General features: G+C 59.5%; 21 protein-coding genes. 8 read left to right on the plus strand and 13 right to left on the minus strand.

The annotated features are described in order from the left end of the window. The coding region (locus B4F73_RS07830; RefSeq protein ID WP_290481027.1) for a response regulator at positions 1–330 on the plus strand (330 nt) is incomplete at its 5' end. Positions 331–336: 6 nt separating this feature from the next. Here the strand turns inward: B4F73_RS07830 and B4F73_RS07835 are convergent. Beyond that, on the minus strand, positions 337–1,344 hold the full coding sequence (locus B4F73_RS07835) for a sensor histidine kinase (protein ID WP_206992717.1): 1,008 nt from the start codon (positions 1,342–1,344) through the stop codon (positions 337–339). Positions 1,345–1,467: 123 nt separating this feature from the next. On the opposite strand from B4F73_RS07835, the gene xseA reads away from it, so the two are divergent. The 4 genes from xseA to B4F73_RS07855 all read left to right on the plus strand — a co-directional run bounded on the left by xseA (position 1,468) and on the right by B4F73_RS07855 (position 7,496). Then, a complete protein-coding gene (gene xseA, locus B4F73_RS07840; RefSeq protein ID WP_290478944.1) occupies positions 1,468–2,865 on the plus strand; it encodes an exodeoxyribonuclease VII large subunit in 1,398 nt (465 codons plus the stop codon). Between the two features lie 329 nt (positions 2,866–3,194). Then, complete coding sequence (locus B4F73_RS07845; RefSeq protein ID WP_290482940.1) at positions 3,195–5,636, plus strand: TonB-dependent receptor; 2,442 nt, start codon at positions 3,195–3,197, stop codon at positions 5,634–5,636. Positions 5,637–5,697: 61 nt separating this feature from the next. Beyond that, the gene (locus tag B4F73_RS07850) at positions 5,698–6,744 is read left to right on the plus strand and encodes a glycerophosphodiester phosphodiesterase family protein (RefSeq protein WP_290482941.1); all 1,047 of its coding nucleotides are present in this window, start codon (positions 5,698–5,700) and stop codon (positions 6,742–6,744) included. Positions 6,745–7,052: 308 nt separating this feature from the next. Further along, on the plus strand, positions 7,053–7,496 hold the full coding sequence (locus B4F73_RS07855; protein ID WP_290482942.1) for a hypothetical protein: 444 nt from the start codon (positions 7,053–7,055) through the stop codon (positions 7,494–7,496). Positions 7,497–7,517: 21 nt separating this feature from the next. Here B4F73_RS07855 and B4F73_RS07860 read toward each other — a convergent pair whose 3' ends face one another. The 10 genes from B4F73_RS07860 to B4F73_RS07905 all read right to left on the minus strand — a co-directional run bounded on the left by B4F73_RS07860 (position 7,518) and on the right by B4F73_RS07905 (position 20,480). Further along, entirely contained in the window at positions 7,518–7,724 is a 207-nt protein-coding gene (locus B4F73_RS07860; protein ID WP_206992712.1) for a DUF3126 family protein, read from the minus strand. Between the two features lie 79 nt (positions 7,725–7,803). Further along, a complete protein-coding gene (locus B4F73_RS07865; protein ID WP_290482943.1) occupies positions 7,804–9,180 on the minus strand; it encodes a hypothetical protein in 1,377 nt (458 codons plus the stop codon). Next, positions 9,177–9,584, minus strand: a complete 408-nt coding sequence (locus B4F73_RS07870; RefSeq protein WP_290482944.1) for a hypothetical protein — start codon at positions 9,582–9,584, stop codon at positions 9,177–9,179. The genes B4F73_RS07865 and B4F73_RS07870 overlap by 4 nt, the downstream gene beginning before the upstream one ends. A 3-nt stretch (positions 9,585–9,587) precedes the next feature. Further along, entirely contained in the window at positions 9,588–11,318 is a 1,731-nt protein-coding gene (locus tag B4F73_RS07875; RefSeq protein WP_290482945.1) for an SUMF1/EgtB/PvdO family nonheme iron enzyme, read from the minus strand. Between the two features lie 115 nt (positions 11,319–11,433). Then, on the minus strand, positions 11,434–13,191 hold the full coding sequence (locus B4F73_RS07880; protein WP_290482946.1) for a hypothetical protein: 1,758 nt from the start codon (positions 13,189–13,191) through the stop codon (positions 11,434–11,436). A gap of 30 nt (positions 13,192–13,221) precedes the next feature. Further along, on the minus strand, positions 13,222–14,367 hold the full coding sequence (locus tag B4F73_RS07885) for an OmpA family protein (protein ID WP_290478948.1): 1,146 nt from the start codon (positions 14,365–14,367) through the stop codon (positions 13,222–13,224). 204 nt (positions 14,368–14,571) lie between these two features. After that, on the minus strand, positions 14,572–15,384 hold the full coding sequence (gene cysE / locus B4F73_RS07890; protein WP_290482947.1) for a serine O-acetyltransferase: 813 nt from the start codon (positions 15,382–15,384) through the stop codon (positions 14,572–14,574). Positions 15,385–15,454: 70 nt separating this feature from the next. Next, positions 15,455–18,574 carry an efflux RND transporter permease subunit gene (locus tag B4F73_RS07895; protein WP_290482948.1) on the minus strand — a complete coding sequence of 1,040 codons (3,120 nt, stop codon included), beginning with the start codon at positions 18,572–18,574 and terminating at the stop codon, positions 15,455–15,457. A gap of 5 nt (positions 18,575–18,579) precedes the next feature. Then, complete coding sequence (locus B4F73_RS07900) at positions 18,580–19,764, minus strand: efflux RND transporter periplasmic adaptor subunit (RefSeq protein ID WP_290478950.1); 1,185 nt, start codon at positions 19,762–19,764, stop codon at positions 18,580–18,582. Beyond that, entirely contained in the window at positions 19,761–20,480 is a 720-nt protein-coding gene (locus B4F73_RS07905; RefSeq protein WP_349679549.1) for a TetR/AcrR family transcriptional regulator, read from the minus strand. The genes B4F73_RS07900 and B4F73_RS07905 overlap by 4 nt, the downstream gene beginning before the upstream one ends. A 168-nt stretch (positions 20,481–20,648) precedes the next feature. Between B4F73_RS07905 and B4F73_RS07910 the strand changes: the two genes are divergently transcribed. Further along, on the plus strand, positions 20,649–21,236 hold the full coding sequence (locus B4F73_RS07910) for a nitroreductase family protein (RefSeq protein WP_242517504.1): 588 nt from the start codon (positions 20,649–20,651) through the stop codon (positions 21,234–21,236). Here B4F73_RS07910 and queF read toward each other — a convergent pair. Continuing rightward, a complete protein-coding gene (gene queF, locus B4F73_RS07915; RefSeq protein WP_290478951.1) occupies positions 21,233–21,700 on the minus strand; it encodes a preQ(1) synthase in 468 nt (155 codons plus the stop codon). The genes B4F73_RS07910 and queF overlap by 4 nt on opposite strands. 1 nt (position 21,701) lies before the next feature. Beyond that, a complete protein-coding gene (locus B4F73_RS07920) occupies positions 21,702–22,724 on the minus strand; it encodes a calcium/sodium antiporter (protein ID WP_206992700.1) in 1,023 nt (340 codons plus the stop codon). A 220-nt stretch (positions 22,725–22,944) separates the two neighbouring features. Between B4F73_RS07920 and B4F73_RS07925 the strand changes: the two genes are divergently transcribed. Beyond that, on the plus strand, positions 22,945–24,780 hold the full coding sequence (locus B4F73_RS07925) for an autotransporter assembly complex protein TamA (RefSeq protein ID WP_290482949.1): 1,836 nt from the start codon (positions 22,945–22,947) through the stop codon (positions 24,778–24,780). Between the two features lie 50 nt (positions 24,781–24,830). Next, positions 24,831–25,596: hypothetical protein (locus B4F73_RS07930; RefSeq protein WP_290482950.1), on the plus strand; the 766-nt coding region annotated here is incomplete at its 3' end.

The following is a 25,596-nucleotide window of genomic DNA, read 5'->3' on the forward strand; positions in this document are numbered from 1 at the left end:
ATCGCCATCGACATGGCAGCCGCCCTGGAAGATGCCGGTTTCTGCGTGGTCGGTCCGGTGGGATCTGTTTACGAGGCGATGAAACTCCTGGACGAGCAAGTGTGCGATTGCGCCGTTCTGGACATCAACCTTGCAGGCGAAACCTCAGCGCCCCTGGCAAGTCGCCTGCTCACAAGCGAAATTCCTTTTGTGACCGTGTCTGGCAACACACAAGAATCGATAACTGAAGAATTCAGTCAGTCACCTTTCCTGTCAAAACCAATTGTGACGAGTAAGCTGTTGTCGAAACTGTCGACAATCCTGCGCGAGCCTGACCACGTGGTCAGTTAAGAAAAATCACATCACGAAAGAATCGAATTCCGTTTTCAGCAGAGGCGCTTCAACAGTTATCTGAAGGCCATCCTCCGTGATCGTGCGAGTTGAAACCAACTTTGGAAACATATCGAACAACCGCGTTCCGAAGCCAACCCGTTTCGGGGGCTGAATGCCGGGGACGCCGGTTTCGGTCCACGTAACATACAACGTATCGCCCTTCAGGGTCCACTCTACGGTCAGATGCCCGGTCGGCGTGCTGAAGCAACCGAACTTTCGCGCATTCGCCGCCAGTTCGTGCACGATCAGTGCCGCGTCCTTGCTGCCTTTCACCGACAGGATCGTATCGTTGCCTTTCAGCGTGTAGCGCTCGCTGCCCCGGCCCAGCATCCCGTCGAGTTCCTCGATCATGATCTTGCGCAGGCTGAGACCCGTCCAGTCATTTCGGGTGAGGTTGGAATAGACCCGGCTCATGGAGACAAGCCGCTCATTGAAGTCATCGACAAATGTGTCGACGCTTTCAGCGCTCTCTCCTGAAATACGGGAGGTCGCCATGATGACCGAAAACATGTTCCGGATCCGATGAGCCAGTTCATTTTGCATGAAGTCATTCTGGCGCTGCAACTCCATTTGGGCGGTAATATCCTCGGCCCGCTGGATCATGTGGGTCACGACACCATCATCATTCCGGTAGGGGTCCTGAACGGCCTGCCACATTCTGGTTTGAACCGTGCCATCCGGCTGTTTCAAGTCGTAGGGCTGTGCTTCCAAACGGGTCTGCACGCCCTCAAACACCCGACGAAACTTCGCCTCAACGGGATCTTGACGTTCTTCGACATCCGGGAAAATCTCAAAGATGTATTTCTGCCGAATACTTGCCCATTCCGTATTGGTCGCAGTCAAATATGCCTTGTTCGCATACACAAAGCACAGGTCCCGATCGAGCACCATCAACGGAACCGTCCACCTGTCAGCGACCTCACGGAAACTCAAATCTCCGGTGATTTCCTGCGTCTGGGAATCCTGATCCATGACATCCTCACTGGACTGCGTAGAAGGTCTGCACCCTCGCGCACTTCCGTTAACCTTGAATGACCAAATAGGGCCAATGTCAGCGCACTTGCCCTTGCCGCTGCGAGGTTTATGACTGTCGGAATGCCTTCTGAATCGCCCCCCTCCAATGATGTCGCCCTGTCCGTATCTGATCTCGCCGCAAGCCTGAAACGGACTGTGGAGACCAATTACGATCATGTCGTCGTGCGCGGTGAGCTCGGCCGGGTCACAATTGCGCGTTCCGGCCACATGTATTGTGACCTGAAGGATGAACGGGCAGTCCTGAACACTGTAATGTGGAAAGGCCAAGTGAGCCGCCTGCCCTTCAAGCCCGAAGAAGGACTTGAAGTCATCGCTACTGGCCGACTCTCCATTTATGAGGGGCGCTCAAATTACCAGATGATCGCCGCCTCCATGCGCCCGGCTGGCGCGGGGGCGCTCATGGCGCTGCTGGAGGAGCGGAAGAAGAAATTCGCTGCCGAAGGCCTGTTTGCCCCGGAACACAAGAAGCCTTTGCCCTATCTGCCTCGCACAATCGGCGTGGTCACCAGCCCGACCGGCGCAGTCATCCGGGATATTCTGCACCGCATCGGGGACCGCTTCCCGGTTCGCGTCATCGTCTGGCCGGCGCTGGTTCAGGGCGACAACGCCGCAGGCCAGATCACAGCGGGAATCCAGGGCTTCAACGCCATGACTGGCGCCGACCGACCCGACGTGCTGATCGTTGCGCGCGGCGGGGGCTCGATCGAGGACCTCTGGCCGTTCAACGAGGAAAATGTCGTCCGCGCGGCCTTCAACAGTGAGATCCCGCTGATCTCTGCCGTCGGTCACGAGACCGACACGACCCTGATCGACTATGTATCTGATGCACGCGCGCCCACTCCGACCGGCGCGGCAGAAATCGCGGTACCGGTTCGCTCCGAGCTGCTGCTGACAACCGGCGAACAGGGTGAACGCCTCAAGCGCGCCTTGGCCCGCCGCACCGGGCAGGCCAGGGACAAGCTGGCTGCGGCACGCCTACCCCGACCAGAAGCCTTGCTTCAACCCAAACGCCAACGCCTGGACTATGCCAGCGCCAGCTTGCCCAAGGCCGCGCTCGCCCTCGTCCAGACGGCCCGCCTTCGGCTGTCTCGGCTCGCGATTAGTCCGGCCAGCCTGAAATCGGACATACGCGCGTCGAAACAGCGCCTGCGCGACACAGCTGTTCGCGCCCGCCCGGCACTGGCCCGGTTGATCGAAACCCGACGCACCGCCCTCGCCTCTCAGGGAAAGTTGCTTGAGACCCTATCGTATCAGTCCACACTGAAGCGCGGTTACACTATTGTGCGCGACACGAACGGAAACCTGATCCGTTCGGCCAGTTCTGCTGCGGCGAGCGACGCTTTCAAGATCAGCTTTGGCGATGGTGACGTAATCGCTCACCCGGATGGATCCAGCCCCCCAACGGCAGCAAAGCCTGCCAAAGCGAAGCCCAAGGGCGATCAAGGCTCCCTGTTCTAGCTTTCCGGCGCTGAATGCCTCCTCACAACTTCCGCGGTGATTCCCTCACTGCGCTGCCAGATTGTTAAGCAAACGTGCACGGTGTGACAAAATGGCTTCACTTGATCGCCTGCGCCATAGTTGGAAATTGTTCATCCGTATACCTCTTGCACGTATCAACAATCTAACTTTCCAGAAGTTTTCGTGACAATCTCGTTGAATTTATCGCGCTCCGCGCGAACGCCTGTTCTGCAGTATTTGCTGTAGCAAAACTTTCATTTGAGCCCATTCACCCTGCTGAGTACCCAGCGCGCGACAGCGCACGGGGCGCCTTCACAATGGGTTCAATCATGAAACATGCATACCTTTCCGCGACGGCCGTGGCCGCGCTCAGCCTTTCCGGGCAATTGTCCGCTCACGCACAGGAATCGGGAGCCGAACAGACTCGCCACCTACAGGTCGTCACCGTCACCACACAAAAGCAGCAGCAATCCTTGATTGATGTGCCAATTAACGTCTCGGTCGCCGACCAGGACTTGATCGACCTGCTGGCCGCAGACGACTTCGAAGATCTCGGAAACTTTGTTCCGGGCTTGCAGGTTCAGGCCCAGAGCCTCAACGCGCCGAGCTATTCCCTGCGCGGCGTCGTCTCAGATGGCGGCACGCCTCGCGTTGCCATGTTCCAGAACGGTGTTGCCATCGGTAATGTGTCGTTCGCCACCAACCTTGCCATTTATGACATGGAACGGGTCGAAATCGTCAAAGGCCCACAAGCGACCCTGTTCGGCCAGGGCGCCCTGGTCGGCGGTGTGAACTTCATCCAGAACCGCGCCTCTCTTGACGGAAATTCCGGCAAGGTCAGCCTCGAAGGTGGCGATTACAGCTCGGTGCGCGCGGAAGGTCACTACAACTATGTGCTCAGCGACACACTGGCACTGCGCGTAGCTGGACAGGTCAAGAATATGGACGGCTATGTGCCGAACACAGCCAACTCACCCGACCTGATGGGTCAGGACACGCTGGCCTTGCGCTCCGCATTGCACTGGGAGCCGACCGAAAAGCTCCGCGCCGACCTGTTCGTCAACTATCAGGATGACGACTCCACCGGCACGCAGTTCACCTCCGGCTTCTTTGAAGTGAACGGGAAAGTCGACCCGTTCGGCGCCACCGCCATGAACGTCAATGACGATCAGGTCCGCGGCAAGCTCGGCAATGACCGCGAGCTGTTTTATGTCACCGCCAATGTGGAATACGATCTCAATGATGCCTGGTCGCTGACCTCGCTCACTGACTATCGCAACCTGTTCTCGAACGAAGCCTGGGATTCCGACGGCGCCGCCTTCAATCTTCTGCAATTCTACCAGGGGCGCCAAGCGAATACGTTCAGCCAGGAACTGCGCCTGAACTATGATGATGGTGGCAAACTGTCCGCCTTCTTCGGAGGCAATTACTTTACGGTCAGCGGCAAGGACGAATTGATCTTCTCAACCGACGAAGCCTATGCGCAGTCCCTGTTTGCGCCGTCTCTCGCTGCCGCTGTGGCCCCCGGCGCGTCTGTCGAGCAATTGGGTGCGCAGCTGGCCTTTCTTGGCCTGCGCGGCGGTGAAAACCTCGGCAGCTTTGATACGCCGCTTCAGTATTCCATGCTCGCCTTCCTGCTGGGGGGCAGCATTGTTCCGCTCTATGACGAACACCTCGAGCAACAGGTCGCGACCTATGGACGTGACACATATGATCTCTTCGGCGACGTGACCTATCAATTGACCGACCGGCTCGAAGTCACCGGTGGTCTTCGCTACACGCAAGAGGAATTGTCGGCCAGTACGCGCGCAGCGATCCTGAAGTCCAACCCATATCTTGGTGGCCTGAACGGCGTGACGATGGGCCCGAGCATGCTGCTCAGCGCAGCGACGTTGAATAACGAAGCCTTCGGGTCCGCTGATACGGATGGCGCTTTCACCTGGCGCCTGAACGCGGCCTACCGTGTCTCTGAAAACGTGAACGCCTGGGTTGCCTATGGTCGTGGCCGCCGCCCGGAAGTGCTGTCAGCCTCTGGCGCGGACTATAATGTCATCGACGCGGAAACGCTGGACAATATCGAGGCTGGCTTCTTTGGTCGTTTCTGGGACAACCGCTTCCAGATGACCAGCTCGGTCTATTATGGTGAGTACAAGGACTTCCAGACCACACGCTTCGACCCTATCCAGGGTATCTTCATCACCGAGAATTCGGGCAATGCCACCCAGTATGGCCTCGAATTCGATGGTCAGGCCCTGATCACCGACAATATCCGCCTGCTCGGCACCTATGCCTACACGCATTCGGAATATGACGACGAAGATGACAATGGAAACCCGCTGCAGTTTGCCGGCAACAGCTTCCGCATCAGCCCGGAGCACAGCTTCTCCCTCGCAGCCGACATCACCATCCCGGCTGGCGAGCGCGGCGACTTCTCGATCGTACCGAGCTATGTCTGGAAAGATCATCACTATTTCGAAGATGACAATGGCTACGACTATGCGGCGGACGGCGCGGGCGGCTTTGCTCGTGTGCGTGAATCCTATCCGGACGGAACCTTTGTGGAAGAAGAGCAGGACGCCTATGGCGTCGCCAATCTCCGTCTCGGTTTTGACAGCGCAGATGACGCATGGGGCGTCTATGTTCTCGGCGAGAACATCTTCGATGAGGAATACCTGATCGACGTTGGCAATACCGGCGGTGCGTTCGGCCTGCACACGATCATCCGTGGCAAGCCGCAAATGTTGAAAGCTGGCGCCTACATCAAGTTCTAGGCGATTGACCCACCGGGGCGGACCCGTGTTCGCCCCGGATTTCCCACACAGGAATCATTCCATGAGAAAATACCTGATCCTTGCCAGCCTGTTTCTGGCCGCCTGCAACCAGGCGGCAGATACGGTAGCGCCTGCCGAATCTCCGGCGGAGACAGACACAAATGGCGCCGCCGAGACTGAAGCGTCCGCTGCTTACAAGACGCTCGACGGCACGCCGCCAATCATTATTGCGCATCGCGGGGCCAGCGGCCTGTATCCCGAACACACGCTGAAAGCCTATCAAACGGCCATTGATCAGGGAGCTGACTTCATAGAGCCGGACCTGGTGATGACAAAGGACGGCGTGCTTGTTGCCAATCATGATGGGTATCTGTCTGACACGACAAATGTCTCCGAACATGCGGAATTTGCCGATCGCAAAACCGTTCGCAAGACTCCGATGGGGGATCTTGATGACTGGTGGTCGGATGATTTCACACTGGCAGAACTGAAAACGCTGAAAGCCATCCAGCGCGTCGAAGGCCGCTCGCATGAGCATGACGGCCAGTATGACATCGCGACCTTTGACGAAATCATTGATCTGGTTCTCGAAAATGCTGAAGCAGGCCGCCCGGTCGGCCTGCACATCGAAGCCAAATGGCCCGCGAACTTCTCCGCTGCCGGGCTCGACATGGTCGACCCAATCCTCAACACGATCAGGGAACGCGGCCTGGTCGAAGCAGGCATTCCGATCTTCATACAATGCTTCGAGCCGACCTTCCTCGCCCAAGTCGCTGCCAAGAGTGACCTGCCTTTGATCCAGAACCTTGTCGGCCCGCCCTATGCCGCACTGCTGGGCCTCGACATGAAGCTGGAAGATATCCCCACAATGGGCGTCGGCGCTCACAAGGCGATGATTCTCACGCCGGAGGGCGGCACGACCGATTATGTCGCCCGTGCCCATGAACTCGGGAAAATCGTGCACGTCTACACCGTCCGCGACGATGAGCCCGCTGAAGGCTTCGACTCTGCGGAACAGGAACTGAAAGTCCTGATCGAGGCGGGTGTTGACGGCATCTGGACTGACTATCCCGAGACGGCAATCAATGTTCGCGACGAGGCTGAGTAGTCGCTGAAGAAACAAGCACGGCAGAAGCCGGGCCTACTCCCTGACGGGGCTGGCGATCCAGAAGGGTCGTCAGCCTCCGCCTACGGATAAGTACGCACTTGCCAGATTCCGCAAGATTCGGTATCCCGTCCGCATGCACAAGACCGCGACACGCTTCCAACAGCAGATTCAGCTTTCCAAGCTGGCGCATGCTTGTGCCTGGCGAATGCCCTGCTGACGACCTATCGTTACAGGGTGATCGACCGACAAGCCCCGCCACCCGGCGGGGCTTTCGTTTGGGTCCCGCCAAACTTTGAAGGAACTGGACCATGAGTTTTGAAACCGATGCCCATATCAAGGCGCTGACCAAGGCGTTCCGCGCTTGCACGCTGCCCAAGGAAAGATGGACCCACGCCGCCCATTGGGCCGGCGCGCTCTGCCTGCTGTCCGAGGATGAACACGCCGCTTTCCGTGACATGCCGGGAATGATCCGCGCCTTCAACGAATCTGTCGGCGGCCAGAACACCGACTGTGAAGGCTATCACGAGACCATTACCATCGCCTCACTGCGCGTGGCGGCCCATGCCCTGACAAGCGCGCCCGACGGCATGCCCCTGCATGAAATCCTGTCGCGCCTTCTGGCCGGTCCCTATGGAAAGCCCGACTGGCTGCTGGAATACTGGCGAAAGGATACGTTGTTCAACAAAAAGGCCCGGCGCGAATGGATCGAGCCGGACCTCAAGGATTTGCCATTCCCAAACGCACCCGCATAGCGCGGGTGCCGTCAGGGGCATTTATTTGATGTCTTCTTCCAGCACCGTCATCTGGAACTGGTAAGAGGTCTCGCCCTCGTCCACATCCTTGTAAACAACGGCCAGAAATTCGGCGCCGAGATAGCATTCGACGGAATCATCGGTCTTGTCGCGGGCGACCAGGCGCAGGCCCGGATGCAGTTTTTCCTTGAGATAGGCTTCAAGGCGCAGCGTTTCTTCGCGCTCCATAATCGGGCTCCTTCAGGTCTTTTGGTTCGCGGCGCAACGTAGAGGTTTTCGATACGGTTGCAACCGCCATGCCTGTAAATCAGCTGCGCTCTGCTTCCAGCGCGCAATGGGCCGAAAGGCTTTCCAGCACAGTCTCGAACCGGCTCGGAAGCAAGCGCTGAAGTTCCGGCTTGTCGATCTGGTTGCACTCCATCAGGGACAGCACCATCGCGGTCTCATCCTGGATCATTTCCATATTTTCCAAAGCTTCCCGGCTCGCACCGGCCTGACGCAGGGCGATACCATTCTCGCGCGCAGCAATATGGCGAACCGTCAAATTCCAGGCGAGCGGAAGGATGTCGTCGATCCGCTTGGTATGGTCCAGCGCCGCAGGCCAATCCTCATCCAGAATGTGAATGAAACCGATATTCTCTTCAGTATAGGCAACGCCAACTTGTGTCGCGCCCCGCTCGGCCCGGATACGCGCGGCGATGCGAAGTTCCGACAAGGCTTCCTGCAGGGCTTCTTCATAGAGGCGCCCTTCCGGCAGCTGGCGTTGGGCAGCAAGGGCCACCAGAGTTGTCCCGACGCCGTGATGCGCCATCTGTTCCTGTTCCAGCGTGATGTCTTCAGGATCGGCCAGGATCAAATGCGCCGCCTCGCTGAAGGCCCGATAGGCCAGCAACGCATCCCCACGCTTGCGCAGGCACTGGCCTTTCCAGAGAAGCAGCATCGGCTCATCCAGATCACGGGCACTCGCCTGGTTCACATAGTCCACGACGGTGGAGCAGCCACCATTCCAGACAAGGGACGCATCATTGGCATCGCGGTATTCCAGCATGGCGAGCCCCGCTGCCCCGATCGCCTGATCGGATAATTGCTCGGCATCCATGAGTTGCTGAAAGGCTGCGCGAACATCGCTCGACTCAACCTCACCGCCCCAGTCGTTCAATGCAGCTTGCAGCAGCAGGTGCTCTTCATCCTTCAGCAGGCGAACTTCCCCATCATCGGCGCGCAGCACCATGCTGACCACTTGGGACGTCACATCATTCATCGTCTTCCCAAGCACATGGCTGCGCGCGATAGAGATGGCGCGGTCCTTGTAAGCCGCAATCTGGCGGGCAGATCCGGCCTGTTGGAGTTCGCGGGAAAGCTCGCCCTGACGACGGGCAGACTCATTCTCTTCGCGGATAGCCACCAGCTGAGCCTGCGTCGATTCCCGCTGGCGGCTGGCTTCCCCTGCCACAATGCGCAGGTTTATCTCGTTGAGGCGCGCTTGATAGGCATATTCGGATTTCAGCCCCTGTAGCGCCACATAGAAATAGATCACGCTGCCGACCGCGATCGCCGCCGCCGTCACCAGCAGAACCGCCAGTGCCCGGATCAGGAAGCGAAAGGCTTTCTGCTCGCCTTGCAACTCACGAAGCAGGTCCAGTGACGTAACCGGGGTCTTGCCGATATCTGATTGCGGGCTCATGCTGGGCTCCTGTGAGCGAGAATGGGCGTGTCGGCTCCGTCCCAGACAGTTGGTCCGAATACGGGCTCCAACAGCAGACGAAGGCCGGTGTCCGCATCATCCTCCCGAATGAACGCCTCGGCGATCAGGAGTTTGATCCGCATCTGCCGTTTGCGCCACATGCGCAGCGCCGCGCCAATGGCGGTCGCCACGAAAAAATTGGACGCGCCGATCATGCGTTCCGGATTCTCCGCAAACAAATCCTCACCGAATGGCAGGGGATAATGCCCGAGCAGAGTGGAGATGAAGACACTGAAAGATACGAGTGCAATGAAGATCGCCCCGAGCAAGAGATAGCGGTTGAGCCGCGCCTCTGCCTTCAATTCAGCCCGGTGGTGGCTGATCAGGGGGCTGATCGTTTTCATCCGCTAGTCCCCGTCCCTCGCCACTCGGAAGCCGATCCCGTCATCGCGCCCAGTGTCCGGAAACCCGTCACGAAACGCCGAGCGCACATAGGAGGGCACCTTCTCCCAACTGCCACCCCGTACCGCTCGGGTGCGGCATCCCGGTTCGTCATAAATGGTCGCCGTGCCGAACCGCCCCAGATAAGACCGCACGCTGCAATCGGCGATCCATTCGGCGACATTGCCATGCATCTCGTGCAGGCCGAAAGCATTCGGGGGATAATAGCCCGCAGGCATCGGACGGCGTGGCCATGTGCCTTTGGGGCTGCCATTATAGACCCGTGATGCGTTGAAATTTGCTTGTGAGTCGCTGAGCGTCTCGCCGGTATGGAAAGGCGTGGTTGTGCCCGCCCGCGCCGCATATTCCCACTCGGCCTCGCTCAACAGGCGATAAGGCTCGCCCTCCACGCGAGTGTTCAGCCAGTCGATATAGGCCATCGCCTCAACCCAGGTGATATTGATCACCGGGATTGCTGGTTGCTGCCACTGATCGCTGCGTGTTTCGTCGCTCGCTTCATTGCCAACGCACCCTCCGGCCGCGATGCACGTATTGATCTGCCCCCAGGTGATCTCGGTTGCGGAAGCCGCAAAGGGTTCAATCGTGGCGCGCCATTGTGGGCCTTCATTATCCTTGCGCTCTTTCTCTCCGTCAGGTGAGCCCATCAGGAATTCGCCACCCGGAATGGCCACCATTTCCGGGCAATCGGGGCAGTCCCGGAACTTGCGTTCGGAAATGTCCCCGCCCAGTGTGGCCGCATTGAAAGCCGCTGCGCGAAGCAGGCTGGAAACTTCCGTGAAGGCGGGCGTTGAAGCGCCGCCGCCTGTCTCTGCCGTGGCACCGCCTGCGCTACGCGCGGACGAGTTGCGCGCGCCATGCGGTGGCAGGCGGGGCGAGTTGCTGATCGGCGCCGGCTCGGGCGCTGCGCCGCCATCACATCCAGCAAAGCAGAAATCAGCGCCTGTAAGGCCGGAATTGTAGAAAGGAGTCTGCAGGCCGTTGGTGGACTGGTTCACGCGATCCGCGACACGTTTGAAAACCTGTTCAGCGATCAGATTCTGCTGACCAATTGTCTCGGCCAGCGCCAGAGCAAAGGTCGAATTTCCGCCCTCGCCATCATAGGCGACATAGCCGGGCGCCGTGGAATAGGAAATGAGCAGGCCGCGCGCAGGCTTCACCTCGGCCAGTCCGCCGGCAGCGCTGCGCGTTGCGCTGGGCAACGGATTGTCGCGACAGGCATCGAGAATGACGAAATTCACCGCATTGCCGGCATGCTCAACATAGCGCAGTGCATCCCCAAGACGTGGCGCCTGTCGCCATATGTCCTGCTCTGAACGGGCATTGGCGTCCACCGGAACAAGATAGTTCAGCCCCTGCGACTGCACGCCATGCCCGGCATAATAGATCAGGCCGACGGAGGCCGGTCCGCCAGCTTTGAGCCGCGCGCCATGACTGGCAAAGGCCTGCTCCATTTCTTCTTCACTGCCATCCAGCACCAGATCGACAGAAAAGCCGACCTTGCCGAGCGTGTCCGCCATGAGCCGGGCGTCTCTTGACGGATTGGCGAGCTGCCAGCCGGTCTGCTGGTAGCCTGAATTCCCTATGATCAGGGCGTATCGAGGGGGATCGCCGCTTTCGGCCAAGGCAAATGGGCCCAGTATCAGGCATAGGAAAGCTGTCAGTACGGTCCGAAGCATTGCGGGCGTCCCCTTCCGCTGGTCGCTACATCGTCCCCCGAGCGCGCAGTGTTAACTAACCCCAATTCCCGGTTTGAGAAAAGGGGTCAGCTGGACCGATTTGCCAAAAGCCGGATCAGGCCTTGCCGGGACGTTGGGCAGCTTCCGGCTGTACCGCCAGCAATTTTGCCTGTCCGACCCAGTCATCGCGCTGGATACGGCCCTTGAAATGCTCGAGCTTGTCATCGACCCACTTGATCTCGTCCGGGCCCCATTCGGCAATCTGCCAGAAATAGAACACGCCGATTTCATTGAGCAATTCGGCCAGCATCGGGCCAATCCCGTTGATGCGCTCAAGATCGTCATCCTGACCGAAAGCGGCGCTGACCAGCAAGTTCGCCTTGTCATCCGGCCGACGGGCCGCCGCGATGGGATCGACGCCTCGGCGAACCTCAACTGTGCGGACGGTTTCGGCTGCAGCCGGAGGAGGAGGGGGTGGAGGCGGCGGTGGTGGCGCAGCCGGAGGCATTTCGGCTTTGGGCGTGAAATGCGCCTGAGACAGCGGCACGCGCTGGCTATAGTCGATTTCGGTGCGCGAATAGGCCGTTTCCTGCAGGGTGCGCACCATATGGTGCATCGCGGCCATGCCATATTCGATGGAGGTCAACCGATCCTCGACGGCGCCCATGTTCAAGCGGGCCTCCATCTTGCGCAGCGAATTGGTGACGCTGGACAGGTCAGGATCCTGCAAGTTGAGGACAGATTCCTGAAGCGCAGCGAGACGACGTTCCAGCGGCGCAACATCGGGAAGCGACTGCATGTCGATGCGGAGCGCTGCCATCGACGATTCGAAGTTGGCGAGACGCGCTTGGATTGGCGTCAGGTCTACGGGCGTACGGTCCATCACCGACACATGGGCTTCGAGCGCCGCCAGTTTCGAATGCAGCGCTGCGGTGCCCCCCTCAAGATCGGCAAGTTTGTTATGGGTGATCCGCACATGGTCAGGTGCGCTCTTCATGTCACGCTCGATCTGGCGAAGCGTTTCAGTAACCGGACCCAGGTCAACTTCGGTCTGGGACAGCTCACCAATGGCGGTTTCAAGACGGGCCAACCGGTCACGCAGGCTGTCGACATCCGGCACGCGCAGCGACGCGAGCGACGACGACAAGGTCTGCAGACGGATGGTCATGCTTTCATTGTCTGCCTTGCGCTGGGCATCCAGCCCTTCCGCAAATTCGGCGAGGCGCGCTTCCATCTGGCCAAAATCACTGCGAATCGGCTCAAGATCCGTCATCGGCACGTCGAGATTTTCGAGTGCCAGTTCAAGCCGGGCAAGACCGCTATGGATCGGTCCCAGATCAACTTCCGGCACTTCAGGAAATGCCGGCATTTCCTGTGGCTCTGAATTGACCAGAACGTTCACATTGTCCTCGATCCTCGACAGGCGCGCCTCCAGGCTTTCGAGGTCAGTGTTCTTCAACTGCCCCACAGCCATGTCGAGATCCGCCAGCCGCGAAATGACGGGGTCAAAGCTGGACCCGCTAGCGGTGAGCCGGGTCTCAATAGATTCAAGGCGGGAATTGATCGGAGATACGTCAGGGATGGGCAAAGCCGTCAGACGGTCGCCAAGACTGTGAATATTGGCGTGGAACTCATCTCGCGTGACAGGCGCGGGCAAACTCGAAAGCCGCTCCTCGATAGCCGCAAAATGCGCGAGCAGGTCATCGCGGGTCACACCTGACCGCATTTCCGAAAGCGCGCTGGTCTCCATCAGCTCTTCATAGCTCTCGGTGACATCCTCATAGCGATTGCGCATCCACCAATAGGCCAGCATTGCGCCCGCCAATGCGGCGAACAACATGAGCAGCAAGATCTGGATGAGAAGAAACCACATGATGTTTACTTTCGACGTATCAGGAGGAAATCATTCGGAAACACGGATCACCCGTATCTCTATTCGGCGGTTCAGGGCGCGACCCTGAGCGGTCGTGTTCGGCGCGACGGGGCTGGCATCGCCATAGCCGGTCGCGACCAGCCGGTTCTGCGGTACTCCCCGCGCGATCAGCGCGTTGCGGACTGCCTCGGCACGCGCCTGGCTCAACTGGCGGTTGGTTTCAGGCAGACCCGTGCTGTCCGTGTAGCCCGCAATGCGGAGCGAACCGGGACATGCTCGAACGGCTTCCGCCACATCATCCAGCAGACTGGCGCTTCCGGCTCCGATGACTGCGCTGGAGGATTGGAACTCGATCCGCGCATCACCCAGCAAGTCGGACAGCGAGGACTCGCAGGAATCCACGGCCTCACGTGAAATGATATCGACCGCCCCGACTTCGCCCATGGGGACAGGTGCCAGCGCAATGTCGCGGACCGTCGCCGCATCCGCAGCAGGCAGTTCACAGCTGAGCGAGAAGCGGTTTGTGTTGAAGCCCGACACACCGCGATCGCAACGCGAAACCGTGTCCACGCCGCGCAGGGCAATTTCGAGGAAGCCGTCGGGTGACGGGTCATTGGTGATAGACAAGCTGTCCTGCACGGACACGATGCGCGGCGGATCGATTTCCGTACGGGCCGCCGCGACTACCTGCTCCCGAACCGTATTGTTTGGCATGTCGCCGTCCAGCGTCAGCACTCCATTCGCGACCCGGAACGACCAGTTGATGCTGCTGGCGGAGGCCGTCTCGCCCAAACCAGCCCAGTCGAATCCGTCGCGCACGCGTGTGACGGGCCTTGCCATTCCGAGCAGGGTCGAAGCACGCGCCTCGCGCACCGCGGCGAGGGCTCCTTCGGCGGCCTGCCGACTTGGCGGGCGGCCTTCCAATGTCACCCACTGGCCGGACACACGCGGCCGGGCCCAGGCCGCATCAATATCAGCAAGTGCCTGAGCAGCAGCGCGTTCGGTTGAAAGCTGAATGACACCAAACGCAAATGGCCAGAGTGCAAACGCCATGAGCAAGCCCAACGCGATGATTGGCGCGCCACCATACGGGACAAATGGCAGCCGGTCGCTCTGTGCCCGACGCACCTTGCGCGTGCGCAGAAGCCGGCCTTCGGTGCTGGTGTTCTCACTCAAACTGCCGCCCTCGATTCACATGCAATCAACGCCCCACCCGATACCGGGCATTGCGCTAAACATTATCTGAAACAGAGGCGTGCAACAACATTCCGATCCCGAAATGAAACGCTGGTAGAGACAATAAAGCTGCCAAAACTTGCTACAATTCAGCCGTGACGAGAGTTGTATTCACCGCGAACGCCTGTCAGGCGAAACTTGGGATTACTTGCCCATCTCGTCGGGAATCGTCTGGTCCATGGTCTGGGCCGGATGACAGCAGGATGGACCGCTGACAATCCGGGCCGGAACGCCCGCAACGGTGCACTTGGCGGGCACATCTTTCAGCACGACACTGCCGGCCGCAACCTTGGCTTCGTCACCGATATGGATGTTGCCCAGAACCTTGGCGCCGACCGAAAGCAAGACACCCTTGCCGATCTTCGGATGGCGGTCGCCGACTTCCTTGCCTGTACCGCCCAATGTCACACCGTGCAGGAGCGAACAGTCGTCGCCAACAATCGCTGTTTCACCAATCGTGATGCCGGACGCATGGTCCAGCATGACGCCGGTACCGATGCGGGCGGCGGGGTGAATGTCGACGCCGAACAGTTCCGAAGCGCGGCTCTGGAAATGGAAGGCCAGCGTTTCACGGCCTTCGCGCCAAAGATGATTGGCGACGCGATAGGTCTGAAGCGCGAGGAACCCCTTGAAGTAGAGGAAGGGTTGAAGCATGCCCCGGCAAGCCGGATCACGCTCGAGAACGGCCTGCATGTCGGCTTCCGCCGCAGTCACCAGAGAGCGGTGTGTATCATAAGTATCACTAAGGATATGGCGCACCTGCTGGGTGCTCATGACCGGGCTCTTGAGCTTTTCAGTCAGATGAAATGACAGCGCCTGACACAAGGTTGAATGCGCCAGGATCGCGGAGTTCAGATAGCTCGACAGGGTCGGCTCATCCGCAGCAGCAGCGCGCGCTTCAAAACGCAGGCGGTTCCAGGCGGGCGCCGGGGCGCCGATATCCGGGTTCTCTGGCATGTCTCTTCCTTCCAGTCCCTGACTAAACGAGATGGGCGATTTTTGCCCGAGTGCAAGTGTTGGCAGCCAATTACTCAGCCGGCATTTCCGAGCGGTTAAACACATGACGCATCGCGGTGCGAACGGGTTTTGCTGTCGTGATGCGGAATATTGCGGGCGTGAAATACAGCGCCAGCAGCGCCGACCCACCAACTCCGCCTGAAATTCCCGCTGCCAGCGGCATCCAGAAAGAGTCCCCAGTCAGCAGGATCGGCACAAAACCACCCATGGTCGTCAGCGTCGTTGCCACGATGTGCCGGGTGGCATCCACGACCACTTCGCGCTGGGCAATCACATCGTCGGCCATCGCTGCGGGATTGGCTCTCAACAGGGACAAGACCACAATCGAGCCGTTGATCGCGATCCCGAACAAGCCAAGCCCGCCAATGATGGCGTTGAAACCAAATGGCAGATTGAACAGCCAGACGCCGAAGAAGGCGAAACCGAGCGACAAGAAACCGGAGGCAAGCACAAGCAGCATCATGCGGAACGAGTTGAACACAAGCATGATCGCGCCCGCCATCACCATGACAAGCGGCACACCTACGGCGGCAAGATTGCCAACCGCATCGCTGGAGTTTTCTGCCTCGCCACCGACGACGACTTCATACCCTGCTGGCACATGAAAGCCGGTTTCCGCGAAACGGGCCTGATAGTCTTCCAGCACCGGTGCCGGCAGTGTGTAGGGGTCCAGATAGGCCAGGATCTGATTCATCCGCTGGCCGTTCCGGCGCGTGATGACCGCTGTCTCCGGAACGAGCGTCACCTCGCCCAATGCGGAGATCGGTGTGCCTGAACCATTGCCAACCGTTGCCGAGCGCAAATCTGACATGCCGGACCGGCGCGACATCGGCGCGATGACTTTCACGGGCAATTCCTCGGTGCCTTCAAGGACCGATCCAGCCCGGACACCTTCGAGCTCTGCGCTAAGGTCTGCCGCAATATCAGTCAGGCGCTCGCCCGCCATTGCAGAGGCGGCTTCATCGGCCTGCAAGCGCATGGTCGGCGCGCCAAGCTCCAGCGAAGCCACGGTGTAGGTAACTCCGGGGGTTTGTCCGAGCACGGCGCGTGTCTGGTCCCCAATCATGTTCAACGTGTCAAAGTCATTCCCCATGATGCGGAACTCAATCGGCGCATCCGCAGGCGGGCCCTGTTCGAATGGCAGTGCCAGGAAACGGGCGCTCGGAAATTCTTCGCGCACCCTGCGCTGGACTTCTCCGACGATTTCATGCGTCCGCTCATTCGAATCCAGCTGGACCCAGCCAGACGCAAAGCCTTCAACGCCTTCAGTATTGTTGATGATATTGTAATAGACGCGCGGAGAGGGCTGGCCGAGCACCCATGTCACATCCTCGACCCCCTCGATGCCACTGATCATCTCGGTCGCGCGATGGACCAAATCAACCGTATCGTGGATGTCGGCCTCGGGCGAGAGTTGCAGCGACACTTGAAACTGGTCACGTTCCGTTTGCGGAAAGAATTGTGATGGCAATTGACCAACGAGCCAGAAGCCGAACACCGCAGGGGCGACACCGGCCAGAATACCAAGCGGCGGATAGCGCAGCACCATCTCAATAGAGGCGCGATAACCATCGGAAATGAAATCATTGGTGAAGCCGTCGCGCCACCATCGACGCGGCCGCTTTGCATGCCCCGTCTCCCAGCCCCGCTTGCGGTCAAACCAACCGGCCATGGCCGGGATGACGGTAATGGATACCACGAAGGAGGCTGTAATCGAGAACACGACTGACAGGCCGATCATGCCGACGAACTCTCCTGCCCCGCCGGGCAGCATGGCGATGGGCGCGAAAGCAAGCGCCGTTGTCAGGGTGGAGGCCGCGAGCGGTGCTGCCAGATGATTCAGGCTCTTGCGGATCGCTTCGAAACGGTTCTGCCCCTTGGCGCGCAACTGGTCGAATTCGTCCACCACAACGATCGCATTGTCGATCAACAGGCCAAGTGAAATGACAAGCCCCGTCACCGACATCTGGTGCAGCGGGTGACCAAAAAGGCTGAACAGGATCAGCACGAGGCTAACCGTCAACGGGATGGCCATGCCGACCACGATGGCCGAACGCCACCCCATCGTGACGAACAGGACGAGGACGACGATGAAGGCGGAAAACAACAGGCTCTGCGCAAGACCGTTAAGGCGGTCATTGGTGTAGAGACTCTGGTCGAAGATTGTCTCGACCTTGAGTCCTGGCGGCGCGGATGCCGCAAAATTTTCAGATATCTCACGCGCACCTTCAGCCCATTTATCGACGCGCTGGCCGGGCGAAATATAGACGCCGACCATGACCGTGCGGAGATTGTTCTCATAGGCCTGCTGAGTGGACGGATCGGCAAAGCCCTTCTCAACCCGGGCCACATCGGCCACGCGAACAGCCGATCCGTCGGCACGTTGCAAGAGCGGAACCTGGCGAACACGGGATATGCCATCGAATTCACCCCCGACCTCAAAGCCGATCGTGCCGCCTTCACCGCGCAAGCGGCCCGCTGGTGTCTTGCTGTCAGCCGAGGCGATCAATGCCGCGGCCTGCCGGAAAGACAGGCCGGATGCCGAAAGCGCTTGTGGGTCGACGACAACGCGCACTTCCTCGACGGGCATGCCATAGGTTTCGGTTTCTTCTGTTCCGGGCAGGCGTTGAAACTGGTCTTCGAGATCAAGCGCGAGACGCCGCATGACAGTGATCGGCGGATCTCCCTCGCCGGTCCATGTCAGGCCCACCACAAGCGTCGCGGCGCCGACATAGAGGCGTTCGACTTCGGGCGTGCCGACGCCTGAGGGGAACTGCGCACGGGCCTCCTCAACCTGCCCTCGGATCAGAGTCCAGGTATCATCGACTTCGGCTTCGGACAGGTCTTCCCGAATTTCGACCCGGACCTGCGAGAAGCCCGACCTGCTGGTCGAGGTCACGTCTTCGATTTCGGGCAATTCCATCAGCGCCGCTTCAACCGGTTCTGTTATCAGCGCCTCGATCCGCTCAGCATCTGCGCCGGGGAATGGCGTCAGCACATAGCCATAGCGTTCAATCAGGGTCGGGTCTTCCTGACGCCCCAAAGTCAGCATCGCGCCCAGTCCGCCAATCAGGACTACGAGAATGGCCAGGATCGCCAGGCGCGGTAATTTGAAGAAGAGTGTCGACATCGGGTCTAGCCACCATTCACGGTGGAGGCGCGGTGAACATCCCGCGGCTCAACCGGCAAGCCAGGCACAATACGCTGCAGGCCATTGGTGATGACGCGCTCGCCATCCGTCACCGCGCCGCGCACGAAAGCGCGGTCACCATCAGTATGCACCATTTCGACCGGGCGCGTTGCAACCTGCCAGCCTGAGCCGACCGGCTCCGCCACATAGATAGTCCAGAGGCCGCGAGAGGCCGTCGACAATGCTTTCACCGGAACCCAGAAGCCCGGCTCGTCTATATCCCGCTCCATGGTCAGACGGACCACAGCGCCGGAAGCGACGATTTCGGCATCATTGATCTCGAACACAGCTGCGACCGTGCGCTGCGCCGGGTCGATCACGCCGGTCACGCTACGCAAGACGGCCTCAACCGCCCCTGTATCGGCCTGCAAAGTATACGCATCTCCAGGTATCAGACGCGCCGCGCTGTTGGCGGGTAGCCCGATGCGCGCTTCAAGATGCGCCGCTTCGACCAAGTCCAGAATCGGCTGGCCCGCGCCGGCAATCGCGCCTTCATCCGACCTGCGCGCCGTGACTACGCCATCGAACGGCGCCGGGATGCGGGACAGGTCAATCTGGACACGGAAAATATCGGCTTGCGCCTTGGCCGCTTCGACTCGGGCCAGCGCAGTATTCGCCTGGGCTTCGGCTTCATCGACCGCCTGCTGGGATACATGGCCTTGCATCTTGAGGGTACGTTGTCGCTCGACCGTGCTCAGGGCGAGAGAGTGCGCAGCGCGCGCCTCTTCGACCACAGCGGTGGCAGACGCGAGCTGGGCGCGCAGGCCGCGCGTGTCGAGGCTTGCCAGAATGCTGCCCCGCTTGACGCGGTCGCCCACATCAACGGCAATGGTCTCGATACGGCCACCAGTGGAAAAGCCCAGCGCAGAATTGCGTCGCGCTTCGGCAAGGCCGGAATAGGTTTCGTTCAGCGTGAAGGCCGTGGTCAACTCGACTGGCGCGACCTGCACCGCCATTGGCTCAGGCGCGACCGTAGCCACTTTGGGCCCCTCCTTGCTGCGCAACTGCGTCGCAGCCAGCACAAGGCCGCCGCAAACGAGCAACAGGATAATGAAGAAGAACAGCCCCTTCAGGGCCGTCGGCCGTTTGTCACGTGCGGTATCTCCGGCGGTGTGATCAATGTCGGTCATGGGTTTTGTCCTGACAGGCGGCCACTTCCAGTCCCGGCAGCAGGCTTTAGCAGCCCACGGATCTGAAGATCGGCATGGAATTCAATGAAGTCTGTTGCGGTCATCGGCTGTTGGTTCGGGACGAGCTGATGGAATTGCGGCATGTGGATGAGCAATTGCGCGAGCCCGTGAGAGGCGGCCCAGATTGATTTGGCCGCCATGACGGGATCAAGCGAGGGATCAAAAACCTCAAGCTCCTGCCCTTCAGTGACCATACTGATCAGCACACCAAAGGCCTGTCCTTTCTGAGACGCCACAAATCCGTCCCAGGATAATGGTGCGGCACAGCCTTCCGGGACGGTGCTCTGGATACTGGAAAAGGCTGCGGCGTAGTGGAAGGGGCGAGTTACTGCCGTCTCCACATAAGTTGCCACGCACGCCTTGGCGCGTTGCAGGAAAGGACGGTCTGCACTGGAGCTGCGATCAACCTTCTGAAGGAGCCGCTCGAAAAACGCCTCCTTCAACTCATCAATCAATTCGTCCTTCGAGCCGAAATACTTGTAGATTGCGGAGGGTGAGTAATCGATCTCATCGGCGAGCCGTCGAATTGACAAGCCGTTTTCGCCTTCCCTGGCGAAAACGCGCTCTGCAGCGGAAATAATCGATTCCCGCACGCGCAAGCGACGACGATCGGCTGGCGTCGCTTCGGAAGCGTTATCTGTCTGCATATGGCACATTACTCGCGCAAACCGTTCAGAAAGTGAACACTGTTCACTCTTGTACGCCTCCCCACGCAAATGCTCAAGCCTGCAATCGTTAAAGACCGCCTTTAAGAACGAGTCTCACCCTCCTATGTTGCCGCAATGACAAAGCGATTCCCTCCCGCCCCAGCCATTGCGACACCCATGCTGGCAACACGTCCAAGCGCCGAGGCGCGGCAGCTGCTCGCCTTGCGGCGCTCTGCCGGAAAACATTTCATTGGTGAGCCGGGGCCGTCTCCTGAGGCGCTGGATGAATTGCTCGAAATTGCCGCGCGGGTACCAGACCACCGCCGGATGACCCCTTGGCGGTTCATCGTATTTGAAGGAAAATCCCGCGAAGATTTCGGACAGGAGCTGGCGCGCATTCGGGGGGAAACGCTTGAAGGCGCTGAATCCCGGGATTTGCTGGAAGCCGCCGGTCTTTTTCTGCGCGCGCCCGTGGTTGTCGCAGTGATATCTGCTCCAACGGATGACGGTCGCACGCCCGTCTGGGAACAGGAACTCTCCGCCGGAGCGGTTTGCTACAATCTGCTGCTCGCTGCGAATGCGAGCGGATGGGCCGGGGCCTGGCTAAGCGAATGGCCAGCCTTCGATAAGCAGGTTGCGGGACGTCTTGGCCTGTCCGAGACCGAACGGGTCGCCGGCTTCATCTATCTCGGAACCTCAAAAATATCCCCACCAGAACGCGGACGGGCGGATATGTCCAAACTCGTGACCCGCTGGACGCGCTAACCGCGACCACGATAGGACGCAACGCCTGTATCCGGAACGTGAAGTCCGGCAGGCACCTCGCCGGACTGCCAGAACACGTCGATCGGGATGCCACCGCGCGGGTACCAGTATCCCGAAATACGCAACCAGGTCGCTTCCGTGAAATCGAAGATCTTCTTGCCGATGGAGACGGTGCAATCCTCATGGAAAGCGCCATGATTGCGGAAACTGGTAAGGTAGAGCTTCAGGCTCTTGGATTCCACCAGCCATTCGCCGGGCGCATAGTCGATTACAAGATGTGCGAAATCCGGCTGACCTGTCACCGGGCAAAGCGAGGTGAATTCGGGGGCCACGAAACGTGTCAGATAGAGCGTGCCAGCATGCGGGTTGGGCACGCGCTCCAGCTGGGCGTCTTCCGGGTTTTGCGGTTGGTGGGTCTGCTGGCCGAGTTGGTCCAGGCCCTGATAGATCGGATTGTCAGCCATATTATAGGATCGCCGGTACGGGAATGAGATTGAAGGTCAATCCCATATAGAGCGCATAGCCCAAAAGGAGAACTGCTCCTTCCCAGCGGGCGATCAGCTTGCCCGTGATGGCAAACAGCGCCATCAACGCAACCGACAGGACGAGCGCGGACATGTCGCCGACACTGATCAGGCTGTGGCCCGCGCCAGAGGCCAATGCATCCGTTGTCACATCTCCACTCGGCATACTGCGCACGCTGAACGGGTGGACGAGAGCCGTCAGGCCGAGAATACCCAATATATTGAATATGTTGGAACCAATGATGTTGCCGAGCGCGACATCGGCCTTGCCGCGGAAAGCCGCGATGGCAGACGTGGCAAGCTCTGGCAGACTGGTCCCGACCGCCACGATAGAGAGCCCGATGACCGTCTCGCTGATGCCAAACTCTCGTGCAATGACTACGCCGCCGTCGACAAGCAGCTTCGCGCCGAACACCACGCCCACCAGGCCCGCCAGGGCAATGAATACCCCCTTCACCACGCCGTAATTGGCCTCAACCGTTTCGCCTTCCCCGGCGTGCATTTCAGCCACTTCGTCGCCAGCTGCCTGGTCGGCAAACACGGAGAAGGCAATATAGCCCAGCAAACATGCGACCAGCACAAATCCTGCAAGGCGTGAAAACAGGTCGAACCAGATCAACACGCACAGAAGGGCGGTAACAATGACCATGATCGATGTATCGCGCATCAGGGCGCGTGGATTGGTAATGATGGGATGGATCAGGGCCGCCACACCGAGCACGAGAAGGATATTGGCGATGTTGGAACCAACGACATTGCCAACCGCTATGCCGACGGCGCCTTCATTTATCGCGCGCAAACTGGTCACAAGTTCAGGAACCGACGTACCGAAACCGACCAGAGTGAGGCCTATGACCAGTTCGGAAATGTTGAGCTTACGCGCAACACTGACCGATCCGCGAACCAGCCCCTCCCCTCCAATAAACAGGAGGACGAGGCCGCCCAGAACCATCAGATATGTCATGAAAATCCCCACGGGAAAGATTGAAGTTGTAAATATGGGGGACAGCCAGACATCGCGCAATCAGGCCAGTGAAGACTATTTTTGCGAGCTCGGGACGTATCGCCCATATGCAAAAAAACAGCTATCGGCTTGGAAGTGACAAATTTCAGCAAACTTGTTCACCGTACACTCAGCCAGAAGGCCCACATAACTCAATGAATAGGCAAGGATCGAGCACAGGATGGTAAACCGGGCAGAACGCCCAGCGGAGAGTCGTGCCCTGCCCTTTGGCAGGACTGCTGTCTGCTGTCTTGCGCTCAGCCTGATACCCGCCTGTGCCTATCTTCCTTTTACGGGCAACGACGAAACTCAAGCGTCCGACACGACCACAATTCCCGTCACGATCGAGGGGTTGCCGAGGGATCTGGAATCGGGTGCGCGCGACGCGGTGGAAATTCGCGCCGGAGCGCCGACCAGCCTTCTGGATGTGCGCCGCCGCGCCACGCAGGCCGCTGGCGCCCTTGAGGAATACCTCGCTTCCGAAGGCTATTTCACCGCCATTGTCAGCCCGGATCTCGTGGAAGACATGGACACGCGCCCGCGTCTTGATGTGGATTTGGGCGATCGGTTCACGATCGCATCGGTGGCCCTTTCCGGCGTGGATGACTTGCCCGCAGATGTCAGCAATCAGATCGACGCCGTTACAGATGAGCTGGGCATCGGCACATGGGCGGTCACCGAAGACATAGAGACGCTGGAGAAGCAGCTCGTCAGTCAGCTCCGCAATTTCGGCTACGCGTTTGCAGAAAGCGAGGGCATCGATGCGCTCGCATCCCGCGCCGACAAGACCCTGGAGCTAACCTACAAGCTGGTTCCAGGCCCTCGCGTGAAACTTGGCGAACTCGTTGTTCCAGACTCGCTGAAAACCAAAGACAGCGCCATCAACATCCTCCGCAACTGGCAGTCTGGCGACTATTATGCCCCGGAGAAGATGGAAACCTTGCGAACGCGCGTAAGGGGAACAAATCTCTTCGACGGCATCGGCGTGAACATCCATAAGACAGCCGACAGCGATGGGCTGCATCCCGTCGAACTCCAGCTATCTGAAGGCAAGCGTCGCTCCGTTGGCGCCGGTGTCAGCGTCTCGACATCTGATGGTGTTGGCACGACCGCCAGCTGGGAGAGACGCAATCTGACCGGCATTGGCGACACACTCGGTGTCGATGCCCAGATCGCAACGCGCACAAGCGAGCTGACGCTGAGTTATGAGCGGCCGAATATCGGTCGCTATGGGCGTGACTTCTCCGCTGAGACAGGCGTGCGCGCAGAAGAAACCGACGCCTACGACCTACAAGGCGCGAGCGTCTCGGCCAGCCTGTCCCAGCCTTTCAACGAACAATTTACGCTGTCCGCTGGCACGACGCTGGACGCGACCCGCTCCACCGACTACGAGCTGCGGGCGCAGGGCGAGGACGACTATGTCGAGCAGGTTACCCTCTCGTTTCCGCTCGGCGCGACTTACAATACGGTGAAGGCACCGCTGGACCCACAGGCTGGTAACCGCGTTTCTCTTGGTGTTGAGCCGGGTATTTCGTTCGGGGACGGAGAAGCGTCGTATACGCGAATTACCAGTTCCGCCTCGACGTATCGAAAAATCTCCGACCGCCTGGTCGCGGCTGTGCGTGCCGAAGCTGGCACGTTCCTGGGCGACGAAGGCGTGCCGGTCGACCGGAAATTCTTTGCGGGCGGTGGTGGGTCCGTACGAGGTTTCGAGTACCAGTCTCTTTCACCGACAGATTCCGACGGCAACATCATTGGCGGCGACGCCATGTTCGCCGCCTCGCTTGAACTGCGCTGGCGAAAGTCCGAGCGGTGGGGCTACGTCGCCTTTGTCGACTCCGGCTATGCAGCTGACTCCATCGACGAAGCCTTCGGCGAGATGCGGACATCGTTCGGACTTGGTGTGCGCTTTTACCCTGGCTTCGGACCGGTCCGGTTTGACATTGCCACCCCACTCGACCGCCGCGATGGGGAAGACCCGGTTCAAATCTATGTTTCCATCGGACAATCTTTCTGATGGCGGCGCTCACATCTCTCCTGGGCATGATCCGCAGACGGAAATGGTTGATGGCCATCCTGTCGGCACTCATTGCGCTGGTCGTCTTGCTCATTGCTGCACGCCTCTGGATTGCCTCAGACGGCGGGCGGGCTTTCGTGGAGTCTCAGATCGATGGCCGTGAAGCGGGGCCATTGGGCACAATCCAGATCGATGGCCTCAGCGGCGACCCTTTGGACCGGCTCGGCGCATCACGCGTCACGCTGACCGATTCTGAAGGCGTGTGGCTGACCATGGAAAATGTCGCCGTCGCCTGGTCACCTGCGCGGCTGATGTCGAAGACCGTGAAACTTGACCTTGTCAGCGCCGAGAAAATCGATGTGCGCCGCCGCCCCGTCCTGGAACGGGATGAGAATGAGAATTCGGAATCTTCCAGCAATTGGGCCGTGTCCCTCGATCAACTCAGTATCGCGGAGCTTTTGTTGCAGGAAGGCGTGGCCGGTCCACGCGCTGCTTTTGATATTGATGGCCAATTCCGTTTGCCGAAATCGCGCACGTTCGATCTATCCCTGACAGCGCTTCCGCTCGAAGGTGTCGGCGACCGGGTGGATGCCACATTGAAGCGCACAGCCTCAGGTGCCTACCGGCTAGACGCAGAAGTCGACGCTCCCGCTGGAGGTACCCTGGCCACACTCTCAAATCTCCCCGACGGCGATAGTGCGTCGCTCAGCGCCCGCGCCAGCGGAACGCTGGATGATGGCGATGGCTTTGCTCAGCTGAAGATCTCAGGAGCGACCGTCGCCGAATTGACGGGCAAGATCACGGCTGGCGGCTTGT

Source organism: Hyphomonas sp. UBA3601 (assembly GCF_002375605.1).
Taxonomy (GTDB): Bacteria; Pseudomonadota; Alphaproteobacteria; order Caulobacterales; family Hyphomonadaceae; genus Hyphomonas.